The 12,003-nt window shown below is 73.8% G+C and carries 13 protein-coding genes; 2 read left to right on the top strand and 11 right to left on the bottom strand.

Annotated features, from left to right (window positions below; genetic code table 11):
- The first annotated feature begins 31 nt into the window (after window positions 1-31).
- On the top strand, window positions 32-1,213 hold the full coding sequence (locus tag SOM08_RS10750; RefSeq protein WP_116958021.1) for a lytic murein transglycosylase: 1,182 nt from the start codon (window positions 32-34) through the stop codon (window positions 1,211-1,213).
- Between the two features lie 39 nt (window positions 1,214-1,252).
- Here SOM08_RS10750 and SOM08_RS10745 read toward each other — a convergent pair whose 3' ends face one another.
- The gene (locus SOM08_RS10745; RefSeq protein WP_322470652.1) at window positions 1,253-2,248 is read right to left on the bottom strand and encodes a YafY family protein; all 996 of its coding nucleotides are present in this window, start codon (window positions 2,246-2,248) and stop codon (window positions 1,253-1,255) included.
- Between the two features lie 119 nt (window positions 2,249-2,367).
- Here SOM08_RS10745 and SOM08_RS10740 point away from each other — a divergent pair, with 119 nt between their 5' ends.
- A complete protein-coding gene (locus SOM08_RS10740) occupies window positions 2,368-2,970 on the top strand; it encodes a glutathione S-transferase family protein (protein ID WP_322470651.1) in 603 nt (200 codons plus the stop codon).
- Between the two features lie 10 nt (window positions 2,971-2,980).
- Here the strand turns inward: SOM08_RS10740 and SOM08_RS10735 are convergent, their stop codons facing one another.
- The 10 genes from SOM08_RS10735 to cobO all read right to left on the bottom strand — a co-directional run bounded on the left by SOM08_RS10735 (window position 2,981) and on the right by cobO (window position 11,998).
- Window positions 2,981-3,325, bottom strand: coding sequence for a YbjQ family protein (locus tag SOM08_RS10735; RefSeq protein WP_116957928.1), 345 nt, complete (start codon window positions 3,323-3,325; stop codon window positions 2,981-2,983).
- Between the two features lie 672 nt (window positions 3,326-3,997).
- On the bottom strand, window positions 3,998-4,552 hold the full coding sequence (locus SOM08_RS10730; RefSeq protein ID WP_322470650.1) for a histidine phosphatase family protein: 555 nt from the start codon (window positions 4,550-4,552) through the stop codon (window positions 3,998-4,000).
- Window positions 4,549-5,370, bottom strand: coding sequence for an adenosylcobinamide-GDP ribazoletransferase (locus SOM08_RS10725; RefSeq protein ID WP_116957926.1), 822 nt, complete (start codon window positions 5,368-5,370; stop codon window positions 4,549-4,551). Before SOM08_RS10725 ends, SOM08_RS10730 begins: the two co-directional genes overlap by 4 nt.
- Window positions 5,367-6,494: a nicotinate-nucleotide--dimethylbenzimidazole phosphoribosyltransferase gene (gene cobT / locus SOM08_RS10720; RefSeq protein WP_116958020.1), complete on the bottom strand. Its 1,128-nt coding sequence runs from the start codon at window positions 6,492-6,494 to the stop codon at window positions 5,367-5,369. The genes SOM08_RS10725 and cobT overlap by 4 nt, the downstream gene beginning before the upstream one ends.
- 8 nt (window positions 6,495-6,502) lie before the next feature.
- The gene (locus tag SOM08_RS10715; RefSeq protein ID WP_116957925.1) at window positions 6,503-7,966 is read right to left on the bottom strand and encodes a cobyric acid synthase; all 1,464 of its coding nucleotides are present in this window, start codon (window positions 7,964-7,966) and stop codon (window positions 6,503-6,505) included.
- Between the two features lie 4 nt (window positions 7,967-7,970).
- Window positions 7,971-8,948 (bottom strand): biotin synthase BioB, encoded by a 978-nt coding sequence (bioB, locus tag SOM08_RS10710; protein WP_116958019.1) that lies wholly within the window; start codon window positions 8,946-8,948, stop codon window positions 7,971-7,973.
- Window positions 8,949-9,018: 70 nt separating this feature from the next.
- On the bottom strand, window positions 9,019-10,038 hold the full coding sequence (locus SOM08_RS10705) for an aminotransferase class I/II-fold pyridoxal phosphate-dependent enzyme (RefSeq protein WP_116958018.1): 1,020 nt from the start codon (window positions 10,036-10,038) through the stop codon (window positions 9,019-9,021).
- Complete coding sequence (gene cbiB, locus SOM08_RS10700) at window positions 10,035-10,994, bottom strand: adenosylcobinamide-phosphate synthase CbiB (protein ID WP_322470649.1); 960 nt, start codon at window positions 10,992-10,994, stop codon at window positions 10,035-10,037. Before cbiB ends, SOM08_RS10705 begins: the two co-directional genes overlap by 4 nt.
- Before the next feature lie 25 nt (window positions 10,995-11,019).
- Window positions 11,020-11,415 carry a DUF1636 domain-containing protein gene (locus SOM08_RS10695; RefSeq protein ID WP_322470648.1) on the bottom strand — a complete coding sequence of 132 codons (396 nt, stop codon included), beginning with the start codon at window positions 11,413-11,415 and terminating at the stop codon, window positions 11,020-11,022.
- A 13-nt stretch (window positions 11,416-11,428) separates the two neighbouring features.
- A complete protein-coding gene (gene cobO / locus SOM08_RS10690) occupies window positions 11,429-11,998 on the bottom strand; it encodes a cob(I)yrinic acid a,c-diamide adenosyltransferase (RefSeq protein WP_322470647.1) in 570 nt (189 codons plus the stop codon).
- Between the last annotated feature and the right edge of the window lie 5 nt (window positions 11,999-12,003).

Here is a 12,003-nt window from a genome sequence, read left to right as displayed (position 1 = left end):
AACTTTTCCGCCCCCCGGCGACCCCATGGCCATGCAACGACTCAGCTCCCTCTGCCTCGCGGCCACGCTCGCCGCTCCCGCCCTCGCCCAGGACGCCAGCTTCCACCAGTGCCTGGACGGCCTGCGCCCCACGGCCCGCGCCAACGGCGTGAACGAGACGACCTTCCGCGCCCACACCGACAGCCTGCAGCCGCTGATGTCGGTCATCGGCAACCTGGACGCGCAGCCCGAGTTCAAGACCCCGATCTGGGACTACCTCACGGTGCTGGTCGACCCCCAGCGCGTGGAGGAAGGCGCGCAGCGCCTGCAGCAGAACGCCGAGCTGCTGCAGCGCGTGCAGCAGCGCTTTGGCGTGGACCCGGCCACGGTGGTCGCGGTGTGGGGCGTGGAGAGCAACTACGGCCAGGGCTTCGGCAAGACGCCCATCGTGCAGTCGCTGGCCACGCTGTCGTGCTATGGCCGGCGCCAGGCCTACTTCCGCACCGAGTTCTATTCCGCGCTGCGCCTGCTGCAGGCCGGGCACTTCCCCGCCGAGCGGCTGCAGGGCTCCTGGGCCGGCGCCTTCGGCCACACGCAGTTCATGCCCAGCACCTACGAGCGCCTGGCGGTGGACTTCGACGGCGACGGCCGCGCCGACCTCATCGACAGCGTGCCCGACGCGCTGGCCTCCACCGCCAACTTCCTGCAGCGTGCGGGCTGGCGCCAGGAACTGCCCTGGGGTTTCGAGGTGAAGCTGCCCGAGGGCTTTTCCGTGCTCGGCGAAGGCCGGCGCACCAAACGCCCCGGCAGCGAATGGACCGCGCGCGGCGTCCAGCGCGTCGACGGCACGCCGGTGCCGGCAGACATGAGCCTGGGCCTGCTGGCGCCGGCCGGTGCGCAGGGTCCGGCCTTCCTCGTCACGCGCAACTTCGACGCCATCTACAGCTACAACGCGGCCGAAAGCTACGGCCTGGCCATCGCCCACCTGGCCGACCGCCTGCGCGGCGGCGGCCCCTTCGCGACGCCCTGGCCCACCGACGACCTGGGCCTCACGCGCGCCGAACGCCGCGAGCTGCAGACCCTGTTGCTGGCGCGCGGCCACGACATCGGCGAAGTTGACGGTCTGCTCGGCGAGAAGACCCGCAGCGCCGTGCGCGCCGAGCAAACGCGCCTGGGCTGGGAGGCCAATGGCCGCGCCGGGCAGAAACTGCTGAGAGCGCTGCGCGGGGGCTGAGACACCGAGCCCGCCGCCCCGCGCCGGGGCACGCCGCCGTCAGGCGCCAGCGGCCGGCCCGCCTTCGCCACCGCCCGAGCGCGCCAGCGCCCGCGCCACGCGCGCATTCGCCTTTTGCAGCAAGGCGGTGAGCGTGGGCGGCTCCAGCACCTCGAACTCCACATCCAGCGCCAGCAGCCAGTAGGCCAGCGACTCCAGGTGGTGGGCGCCGCTGTGCATCACGCAGCGCCCGCCGTCCCAGGCTTCGAGTCGCGCCACCGTGGGCGGGATCCGCCGGGCCATCGCCTCCAGCGGCTGGTGCAGCACCACGCGCGCCTGCTCGTTGTAGGCCGAGACGCCGATCGAGCGCGACACATAGGCGCGCAGGTCCCCGCCCTCGGGGCCGGCGCGCGGCGCGAAATGCCCGCCCAGGGTGGGCGCGCCGTCGATGCGGTCCAGTCGGAATGTGCGCCAGTCGACGCGCGCCATGTCCCAGGCCACCAGGTACCAGCGGCTGCCGGTGTGCACCAGGCCCTGCGGCTCCACCGAACGAGCCGTGCCCTGTCCTCGGCTGTCGCGGTAGGCGAAGGCCAGGCGCAACTGGTCGCGGCAGGCCAGGGCCAGGCTGGCCAGCACGCCCGCATCCACCGTCGGCCGCAGGCTCTCCAGCGGCAGGATGGCCGAGCGCAAGGCATCGATGCGCCGGCGCAGGCGCGCGGGCATCACCTGTTCCAGTTTCACCAGGGCGCGCAGCGAGCCCTCCTCCACCCCGCTCACGGTGCCGGCGGCGGCGGTCTGCAGGGCGATGGCCACGGCCTGCGCCTCCTCGTCGTCGAGCAGCAGCGGTGGCAGGGCCTGCCCGGCCCGAAAGGCGTAGCCGCCGGCCACGCCGCTGCTGGCGTGGATGGGGTAGCCCAGCTCGCGCAGGCGCTCGATGTCGCGGCGCAGCGTGCGCGGGTGCACACCCAGGCGCTCGGCCAGCTCGGCGCCCGCCCAGTGGCGGCGCGCCTGCAGCAGCGACAGCACCCGCAGCAGCCGTGAGGAGGAACTGAGCATGGGCCGCACTCTATCCCTTATCGAGGGCGGAATCTGTCCGCAATGGCTGCGACAGTGCGTGGCACGGATCGGCGCGGTGCCGGACCGGTTTCACCCCTCAATTCATTCAGGAGCCCGCCATGTCCCTCGTCCTCTACTGGCACCCCATGTCCAGCGCCACCCCCATCGCCTGCGCCCTCGCCGAACTGGGCCTGCCGCACGAGCGTGTGAAGGTCGACATCACCACCGGCGAGCAGCGCCGCCCCGCGTTCCTGGCGCTCAACCCCAATGGCAAGGTGCCCACCCTGACGGTGGACGGCGCGCCCATGTTCGAGGCCCTGGCCATGGAGCTGTGGCTGGGCGAGCGCTATGGCGTCGAGCGCGGCCTGTGGCCGGCGCCCGGCACGCCCGCGCAGCTGCAGGCCTTCTCCTGGTGCACCTGGGCCTACGTCACCTACGGCGCGCAGCTGGTGCGGCTGCAGGCCGCGCGCGACATGGGCACACCCGACGATCCGCACGGCCGCGCGGGCCGCGAAGGCATGGACCAGCTGCTGGCCCTGCTCGACGCGCACCTGGCCAAGCGGCCCTGGATGCTGGGCGAGGCCTACTCGCTGGTGGACCTGTCGGTGGGCTCGGTGATCGGCTACAGCGCCTACATCGGCGCACCGGTGGACCAGCACCCGAACGTGCGGGCCTGGCTGGCGCGGGTGCAGGCCCGCCCGGCGATGCGGATCGAGGCCTGAGCCAGGGGGCTCAGAGCTTCACCGCCGTCCCGCTCACGGCGACCATCATCATGCCGTTGGCCTCGCCCAGCACCTCGTAGTCGAAGTCGATGCCGATGACGCCGTTGGCGCCGAGTTCGCGGGCCGATTCGACGAGGTCTTCCACCGCTGCGTCGCGCGCGCCGGACAGCGCGCGCTCGTAGCCACCGGCGCGCCCGCCGACGACGTCGCGGATGGAGGAGAACATGTCGCGGAAGATGTTGGCGCCGATGATGGCCTCGCCATGCACCACGCCCAGCATCTGGTCGCGTTCCACGCCGGGCGGTGTGGTGGTGCTGAGGAAGAAACCGGTGGGTGCCTTGGAAAACCAGCCCATGCGTACGCTCCGTTTGTTTTGAATGGCCTACCCGGGTCGGGTGAAGGGGCAGCTTAGCGCAGCGCGGGCCCGTTCGCTCTTCACCCGGCTGCTCTTCGCCCGGCTGCTCTTCGCTCTTTGCTCTTCGCTCCACGACCTCGCGCGGACGGCTGGCGTGGTCCGCGTTCTCCGGCCCACGCTCGCGGGCGTCGGCCCGGGTAAGCCAGCGTTGTTTCATGAACACCGGGTCGGCGCTCAGCCTCTGTGGCAACCGCGAATGGGGCCTGCGCCCGCGGACCCCACCATCCGTCCCACCCGCACCCCAGCACACCGCAAGGAAAGCCCGGTTTCCCTACTTCCCGGTTTTCCGTCTTCCTGCCCGCGGGCTTCCTTCTTCTTTTGGCTTGCCTGCACGCCACTGGGGACGGCGGTGTGGGTGCCCGGGCGCAGGCCCCATTCGCGGCTGCCACAGAGGCTGAGCGCCAGCCCGGTGTTCATGAAACAACGTGGGCCTACCCGGGCCGACGCCCGCGAGCGTGGGCCGGAGAACGGGCACCCACACCGGCGGCCCTCGCGAAGCAGCGGCTCAAAGCAGAGACGCGAAGCAGTGGCTCAAAGCAAAGACGCGAAGCAGCGGCCAAAAGCAGAGACACACAGCAGCGCCCTGCGAAACGCGCCGCCCCCCAGCGCTCCTCAGAACACCAGCTCCACGCAGCCCCCCGGCTCGATCACCCGCTCGGGCCATTCGTGCGCGCCCGCGATGGTGCGTGGACCGTGCTCGCGCAGGTACAGCGCCGCACGGACCACCCCCGCGTGCGTGACCCAGGCCGCCTCGCGGATACCGGCCGCATGCAAGGCCAGCACGACCTCGGCCACGCGGTCGATCACCTGCTGCGTGCTTTCCTCGCCGCCGAAGCGGTGGTGCGAGAAGTCGGCCATCCAGTCGTCGAAGGCCGCGCGCGGGATGGCCTCCCAGGCCCGCATCTCCCAGCGGCCGAAGTCCATCTCGTTCAGGCGCGGCTCCACGCGCGCGGCGCCCAGGTCGGGCCGCAGGTGCTGCAGCGCGGCCGCCAGCTGCTGCGCGCGGACCAGGCCCGACACCCACAGCGGCACATACCGCGGCAGCCGGGCGGCCACGGCCTCTGCGGCCTGCCGCGTGGCGTCGGCGCGCGCGGGCGCGTCGGTGATGCCGTAGCACAGGCCCGGCGGCAAGGCGACAGCGGCATGGCGGATCAACCAGAGCTTCATGCGGTGGGTCCTTCGACAGACCAGGCGACGGCCAGGCCCAGGTAGAACAGCAGCTCGGCCACCTGCTGCGTGGCGCCCAGGCCGTCGCCGGTGAAGCCCCGCAGGCGGCGCCACAGCAGGCGCGCCATCCAGGCGGTGCCCAGCGCCGCGCCCAGCACGCCGGCCCACCAGCCCATGCCAGGAAAGCGCGCCACCACCACCAGCAGCGCCAGCGCCATCCACGACAGGCCGGCCAGGAGCGCGGCCAGCGTCAGGCCATCGGCCAGCGGCTTGCTCTTGGAGCCCGCCACGTCGCCCACGTGCGGCTGCGTGTAGATGACCGCCAGCGGCGCCGCGCGCGACACCACCTGCGCCAGGAACAGCGCCGCCACCGCGCGCGCCGGTTCCCCCTGCGCCAGCAGCGCGAGCAAGGCCACCTTGCCCAACAGCGCCAGCACCAGCGCGACGGCGCCGAAGCTGCCGATGCGCGAGTCCTTCATGATGTCCAGCGCCCGCGCGCGGTCCGCGCTGCCGCCCAGGCCGTCGGCCAGGTCCGCCAGCCCGTCCTCGTGGAAGGCGCCGGTCATGAGCACGCCAGCCACGGTGGCGCCCAGCGCCGCCACCCAGGGCGCGGCGGGCAGCGCGGGCAAGGCCCACAGCAAGGCGGCGAACACCGCCGCCACCCACAGGCCCACCAGCCAGCCCACCCCAGGAAAATGCGCCGCGCTGGCGCGCAGCATGGCCGGGCTGTAGCCCACCCAGGCGGCCAGGCGGCCGGTGACGGGCACGCGCGTGAAGAACTGCAGGGCCAGCAGGTAGTGCCTGAGGAAGCGGCTCATCGAGCGGGCTTGCGCGAGGCGTCGGCCGCCGTGAGCTCGGGCTCGGCCCGCGCGGTGGGCGCCGCGTCGATGGCCGACTGCGACACGCCCGCGCTGGCGAAGCTGGCCATCTGGTTGAGCAGCGCGCAGGCGCTTTGCAGCAGCGGCCACGCCAGGGCCGCGCCCGAGCCTTCGCCCAGGCGCAGGCCGAGGTCGAGCAAGGGGTCGGCCCGCAGGTGGGCCAGCATGAGCGCGTGCCCGCGCTCGCCCGAGCGGTGCGCGAACACGCAGCGCTGCAGCAGGTGCGGGCGCAGCTTGCTGGCCACCAGCACCGCGCTGCTGGCGATGAAGCCGTCGACCAGGATGACGCGCCGCTCGGCGGCGGCCTGCAGCGCCGCGCCCGCGAGCGTGGCGATCTCGAAGCCGCCGAAGGCCGCCAGCGCGGCCAGGGGTTCGCGCGCCTGCGCGTGGCGCTGCAGCACGGCGCGCAGCACGCCGATCTTGCGCAGCACGGCATCGGCGTCCAGGCCGGTGCCGGCACCGGTGACGTCGCTCACCTCGAAGCCGCCCAGGCGCGCCAGCAGCAGCGAAGCGGCCGAGGTGTTGCCGATGCCCATTTCGCCGAGCAGCAGCGCGTTGCCGGGCAGGCCGCGTACCACGTCGGCGCCGTGGGCCAGGGCCTGCTCGCACTGCTCGGCGCTCATGGCCGGGCCTTCCAGTGCGTCCTGCGTGCCCGGGCCCAGGCGGCGCGACAGCAGGCCGGGCTGCTCGGGCACGGCCTCTCGCACGCCGCAGTCCACCACGGTGAGGGCGATGCCGTGCTGGCGCGCCAGCACGCTCACCGCCGCGCCGCCGGCGACGAAATTGCGCACCATCTGGTGCGTGACCTCGCTCGGGTAGGCCGACACACCACGCGCGGCCAGGCCGTGGTCGGCCGCGCACACCAGCATCTGCGGCTCGCGCAGCTCGGGCGTGGCCGTGCCCAGCACGGCGCCGACGCGCTGCGCCAACCATTCGATGCGCCCGAGCGAACCCAGGGGCTTGGTCTTGCCGTCGATGGCGGCCTGCAGCGCGGCGGCCAGCGCGGCGTCGTGCAGGTCGGCGATTTCCGGCACGCGGAAAGGAGAAGGGGTGGTGTGGGGCATGGTGTTGCTCATGAAGCGATGAGCGCGTCCAGCGCGCCCGGGGCCACGTGGGCCTGCAGGGTGTCGGCCAGGCGCTCGAACACTGTCTCCAGCGTGGGCACGCGGGCACCGAACAGGGCCTGAAGCACGCGATCGTCCTCGAACAGGCCGTGCAGGTACAGGCCCAGCACGTTGCCGTCGCGGTTTTGCCAGGCCAGGCCGGGCATGGCCTCGTGCGCCGTCTGTCCGGCCGCCTGCAGGGCCGGGTGCGGCGCGGTCTGGCCGTGGTGGATTTCGTAGCCGCGCACCGGCACGCCCGACAGCGCAGACCAGGGCCCGTGCACGGTACCGAAACGCGCCTCGGTGCGGCGCACGGTCTTGTCGCGCTCGAAGGTGGTGACCAGCGGCAGCAGGCCCAGGCCGGGCGCGTTGCCGTCGATGCCTTCGGTGTCGATGAGCGCCTCGCCCAGCACCTGCAGGCCGCCGCACACGCCGAGCACGCGGCCGCCGCGCGCGGCGTGCTCAGCCACCCAGCGGTCCAGGCCCTGCGCGCGCAGCCAGGCCAGGTCGGCGGCCGTGGCCTTGCTGCCGGGCAGCACGATCACGTCGGCCCCGGCGCCTTCGGCCGGCGAGCGCACCCAACGCAGGCGAACGCCGGGCAGGTTCTTCAGCGGCTGGAACTCGTCGAGGTTGCTGATACGCGGCCAGGCGACCACGGCGATGCTGGTGTGCACCGCGCCGGCCGCGTGCGAGCGGTCGTCGAAGACGCCGTCCTCCTCGGGCAGGCCGTGGTGCCACTGCATGGGGATCACGCCAACGGTGGGCACGCCGGTGAGCGTCTGCAGCCGCCGCGGCGCGGGATCGAGCAGGGATTCGTCGCCGCGGAACTTGTTGAGCACGAAGCCGCGCAGGCGCGCGCGGTCGGCGCGGGGCAGCAGCGCCCAGGTGCCGTAGAGGTGGGCGAAGGCGCCGCCGCGGTCGATGTCGGTGACCAGCCAGCAGCGCGCCTCGGCCTCGCGCGCGATGCGCAGGTTCACGATGTCATGGCGCATGAGGTTGATCTCGGCCGGCGAGCCCGCGCCCTCGATCACCACCACGTCGTTCTCGGCGCGCAGCGCGCGCAGCGACTCGGCCACCGCCGGCCAGGCCTTGGCGCCGCGCTGCGGCCAGGGCAGGCGCGTGATGGCCTCGTCGACGCGGCCCAGGAGCACGAACTGGCTGTGGGTGTCGGCCTCGGGCTTGAGCAGCACCGGGTTCATGCGCACGTCGGGCTCGGCACGCGCGGCCAGGGCCTGGAAGTACTGCGCGCTGCCGATCTCGCCCCAGGCGCCGCCGGGCCCGGCCACCACGCGCGCGTTGTTGCTCATGTTCTGCGACTTGAACGGCGCCACCTTGAGGCCCTGGCGCGCGTAGTGGCGGCACAGGGCGGTGGCGATCCAGCTCTTGCCCGCCCCGCTGCTGGTGCCCAGCACCATCACGCAAACCGCGGCCATGGCGTCAGCCCCGCCGGGCGCGCAGGCCCAGCTTGTCCAGCAGCGCCTGGTCGGCCGCCACGTCGGGGTTGCCGGTGGTGAGCAGCTTGTCGCCGTAGAAGATGCTGTTGGCCCCGGCCAGGAAACACAGGGCCTGCACGGCCTCGCCCATCTGCTGGCGCCCGGCCGACAGGCGCACGCGCGCGCGCGGCATGGTGATGCGCGCCACCGCGATGGTGCGCACGAACTCCAGGGGGTCGAGGTCGGGCTGGTCGGCCAGCGGCGTGCCGGCCACCTTCACCAGGTGGTTGATGGGCACCGACTCGGGGTAGTCGGGCGACAGGTTGGCGAGCTGCGCGACCAGGCCGGCGCGCTGGCGGCGCGACTCGCCCAGGCCCACGATGCCGCCGCAGCAGACCTTCACGCCCGCGCCGCGCACGCGCGCCAGCGTGTCCAGGCGGTCCTGGTAGTCGCGCGTGGAGATGATGTCGCCGTAGAAGTCGGGGTCGCTGTCGAGGTTGTGGTTGTAGTAGTCCAGGCCCGCGTCGCGCAGCTGCTCGGCGTGGCCCTCGTCCAGCATGCCCAGGGTGGCGCAGGCCTCCAGGCCCTCGGCCTTGACGGCGCGCACCAGCTCGGCCACGGCCTGCACGTCGCGGTCTTTCGGCGCGCGCCAGGCCGCGCCCATGCAAAAGCGCGTGGCGCCCGCGGCCTTGGCGCGCTGCGCGGCCTCGCGCACGGCGTCCACGGCCATCAGCTTGCCGGCCTGCACGCCGGTGTCGAAGTGCACCGACTGCGGGCAGTAGCCGCAGTCCTCGGGGCAGCCGCCGGTCTTGACGGACAGCAGCGTGGCCAGTTCCACCTCGTGCGGGTCGTGGTGCTCGCGGTGCACGGTCTGGGCGCGGTGGATGAGGTCGGCGAAGGGCAGATCGAACAGGGCCTCGATGGCCTCGACGCTCCAGCGGTCGGTGGACGGCGCGCACGGTGCCGCGCTGGCGCGCGGCATGAGGCGGATGGTCTGTTCGGCGGTGTCTTGCATGGGGGGTCTTTCTCTCTCAAGGCGGCGGCGGGGGCCGTCACCGCGCGGAATTGTCGCCGCCGCGCGCGCGGGGCCAGGCCGCGCGCAGGGCGGCTTGATCCTCGGGTGAACGCACGCCCAGTCGTACCTGGCCCGGCAGGCCGAAGGAGGCGGCGTCGCGCAGCTTCACGCCATGGTCGCGGCGCAAGCCGGGCAGCGACTCGATGTCGCTCGCCTCGGACAGGCGCGCGACGAAATAGTTGGCCTCGCTGGGCAGCACGGTCCAGCCCAGCGATTCGCAGAGCGCGGCCTGGGCGGCCTTCCATTCGCGCAAGGTGTCCAGGCCGTCGCCCAGCCAGCGCTGGGTGTCGGGCGCGGTCCAGGCCATGAGCATGGCCTCGGCGTGCGCGCCCAGCGGCCAGGACGGCGCCAGCGCCTCCAGCTCGGCCATGGCCTGGCGCGCGGCCAGCGGCGCGATGGCGTAGGCGCCGCGCACGCCGGTGAGGCCTAGGGCCTTGTTGGGCGAGACCAGGCGCCACACGCGGTCCAGCGCGGCGCCGTCCAGCGAAGGCGCGCCGCTCAGGCGCAGCGGCGCGTAGGCCTGATCGAGCACCAGGGCCTGGTCCGGGCGCAGGCCGACCACGCGCTCGGCAAGGCCGGCCTCGGCCTGGCCCAGCGGCGACGAGGGCTCGCAGGCCCAGAGCAGGCGCGCACGGCCCGGGTCGTCCGTTCGCACGAGTCCCCAGGCCCCGGCGGCGCGCGACAGATCGCCGTAGTGGTGCGGCGGCAGCCACACGCAGGCGCCCGCCGTTCGCGCGGCCCAGGCCGAGAAGCGCTGGATGCCCTCGCTCGCGCTGGCCAGCAGCAGCAAGCGCTCGGGGGCCACGCCGTGGAAGTCGGCCAGCGCGGCCTTCAGGCGCGTGCTGGCGGGATCGGGGTAGCGCGAGGCATCGGCCCGCGCGATGGCCAGCAGCGCCATGGGACAGGGCCCAAGGGCGTTGGCGTTGGTGGAGAAGTCGTGCGCGGGCGCGCCCAGCGCGTCGGGGCCGCCATGCGCGGCGGGGGTCGGGAAGCTCATGTCCAGGGGCTCCATTCGAACCAGGCCCACAGCAGCGCGAGCGCCACCAGCCCGGCCAGCGCGCGGCCGGCGCGGCGCAGCGCGCGCCGGGTGTCGGCGGCCTCGGGCGCGCGCCCGTCGGCGTTGAGCGCGTACACGCCGGGCTTGCGCAGGCGCACGCCCAAGGCCAGCGCCATGGCCGCCATGGGCCAGCCGCTGTTGGGCGAGGGCGTGCGGGCGGCCTCGCCCGCCAGCGCGGGCCACAGCCGCAGCGGGCTCAGCAGCAGGGCCGTGAGGCGCGCCGGCAGCCAGGACAGCGCGTCGTCCGCGCGCGCGGCCCACTTGCCGGCCCAAGTCCAGTCGCGGCCCTGGCGCTCGCCGCGGTAGCCCCACATGGCGTCGGCGGTGTTGGCGAAGCGGTAGAGCGCGGCGCCCGGCAGGCCCGCCAGCACGAACCAGAACAGCGGCGCGACCACCGAGTCGTTCAGGTTCTCGGCCAGCGATTCGATGGCGCTTTCGCGCACCTGAGAGGCGTCGAGCGTGGTGACGTCGCGGCTCACCAGCCCGGCCAGGCGCGCGCGACCGGCGGCCAGCGATTCGCCCAGAGCGCCCTCCACCGCCGCCACCTCGTCGCGCAGCATGCGCCACGACAGCAGGGGTTTGAGCAGCGCGCCCAGCGCCAGCGCCTGCACCCCGAGCGCCCAGCCAGCCACCAGCCGGTTCAGCGCGACCGCCAGGGCCAGTACCCCCAGCGCGCCCAGGCCCCAGGCCAGCGCGCCGCCGACGAAGGCCCGCGCCGGCCGGGGCGGCGCGCCCACCCGCGGCGCCACGCGCCGGCCCATGAAGCCGAGGTAGTGCCCCATGGCCACCACCGGGTGCCAGCGCGCGGGCGGCTCGCCCAGCGCGCGGTCCAGCGCCAGCGCCAGCAGCAGCGCCAGGGGAATGACCGGCGCGGACAACGGGCCGAACACCTCCATCAATCGGCGCCTCCCGCGCGCGCCCTCATGCCTCGCTCGCCGCCAGCGGGGCGGGCAGCCGCGCCAGCAAGCCGCCACGCAGCCGCTCGGGCCGGGCCTGGCGGGGCAGTTGACCGTCGGCGCAGGCGGCGTGCAGGGCGGCGCACTGCAGCACCTGGCGCGCGGTCTCGGCGTCGGGCCCCAGATCGCCGAACAGGTAGCTCGCCTTGCCGGGGGCCTGCAGCGCCACGGTGCAGGCGCGCGAACAGCCGCCGAGACAGGCCACGCCGCGCACGCGCACGCTGGCCATGGCGCTCGCCGGGCCGTCCGTCTGGGCCCAGCGCACGGCGTCCAGCAGTTCTTCGCCCGCGGCGAGCCCCTCGCGCGGCGCGCCGGGCGGGCGGCAGGTGGTGCAGACGATGAGTTCGGTGGTGGTGGTCATGCGGCGCGTTTCATCAGTCCTCGATGCCACGCTGCGCCGGCACGCCGGCCTGGAAGTGGTGCTTGACCAGCGCCATCTCGGTCACCGTGTCGGCCAGCTCCACCAGCTCGGCCGGCGCGCCGCGCCCGGTCAGCACCACGTGCACCGCGGCCGGGCGCTCGCGCAGGCAGGCCAGCACCGCGTCCAGCGGGACCCAGCCGTAGCGCAGCGGGTACATGATTTCGTCGAGCACCACCATGAAGTGATCGCCCGAGCGGATGCTGGCCTCGGCCTTGGCCCAGCCCGCGCGCGCGAGTTCGGCCGAGTGGTCCAGGTCGCGGCTCTTCCAGCTGAAACCGTCGCCCAGGCCTTCGATGGGAATGCGCAGCTGCTCGAACAGCCGGTGTTCGCCAAAGCGCGCCGACGGCACCTTCATGAACTGGTACACCTTCACCGCCTTGCCGCGCCCGTGCGCGCGCAGTGCCAGGCCGAAGGCGGCCGTGCTCTTGCCCTTGCCGTTGCCGGTGTGCACGATGACCAGGCCTCGGCGTTCGCCTTGCGGCTTGGGGGTGTCGCGGTCGACGGGGGGTGCTTCGATCTGCATGGCGG

This window comes from Hydrogenophaga sp. SNF1 (genome assembly GCF_034421675.1).
Lineage (GTDB): Bacteria > Pseudomonadota > Gammaproteobacteria > Burkholderiales > Burkholderiaceae_C > Hydrogenophaga > Hydrogenophaga borbori.
The sequence above is the reverse complement of the archived record's forward strand: the minus strand, read 5'-3'. Positions and strand labels throughout refer to the sequence as shown.

Bases quoted from the DNA above. Each gene is read 5' to 3' on its own strand.
- bioB (WP_116958019.1), bottom strand. From the start codon at position 8,948: ATGCCGCGCGCCAGCGCGGCACCGTGCGCGCCGTCCACCGACCGCTGG.
- cobO (WP_322470647.1), bottom strand. From the start codon at position 11,998: ATGCAGATCGAAGCACCCCCCGTCGACCGCGACACCCCCAAGCCGCAA.
- SOM08_RS10705 (WP_116958018.1), bottom strand. From the start codon at position 10,038: ATGAGCTTCCCGACCCCCGCCGCGCATGGCGGCCCCGACGCGCTGGGC.
- SOM08_RS10735 (WP_116957928.1), bottom strand. From the start codon at position 3,325: ATGGGCTGGTTTTCCAAGGCACCCACCGGTTTCTTCCTCAGCACCACC.
- SOM08_RS10745 (WP_322470652.1), bottom strand. From the start codon at position 2,248: ATGCTCAGTTCCTCCTCACGGCTGCTGCGGGTGCTGTCGCTGCTGCAG.
- SOM08_RS10750 (WP_116958021.1), top strand. From the start codon at position 32: ATGCAACGACTCAGCTCCCTCTGCCTCGCGGCCACGCTCGCCGCTCCC.
- SOM08_RS10730 (WP_322470650.1), bottom strand. From the start codon at position 4,552: ATGAAGCTCTGGTTGATCCGCCATGCCGCTGTCGCCTTGCCGCCGGGC.
- SOM08_RS10715 (WP_116957925.1), bottom strand. From the start codon at position 7,966: ATGGCCGCGGTTTGCGTGATGGTGCTGGGCACCAGCAGCGGGGCGGGC.
- SOM08_RS10740 (WP_322470651.1), top strand. From the start codon at position 2,368: ATGTCCCTCGTCCTCTACTGGCACCCCATGTCCAGCGCCACCCCCATC.
- SOM08_RS10695 (WP_322470648.1), bottom strand. From the start codon at position 11,415: ATGACCACCACCACCGAACTCATCGTCTGCACCACCTGCCGCCCGCCC.
- cbiB (WP_322470649.1), bottom strand. From the start codon at position 10,994: ATGGAGGTGTTCGGCCCGTTGTCCGCGCCGGTCATTCCCCTGGCGCTG.
- cobT (WP_116958020.1), bottom strand. From the start codon at position 6,494: ATGCCCCACACCACCCCTTCTCCTTTCCGCGTGCCGGAAATCGCCGAC.
- SOM08_RS10725 (WP_116957926.1), bottom strand. From the start codon at position 5,370: ATGAGCCGCTTCCTCAGGCACTACCTGCTGGCCCTGCAGTTCTTCACG.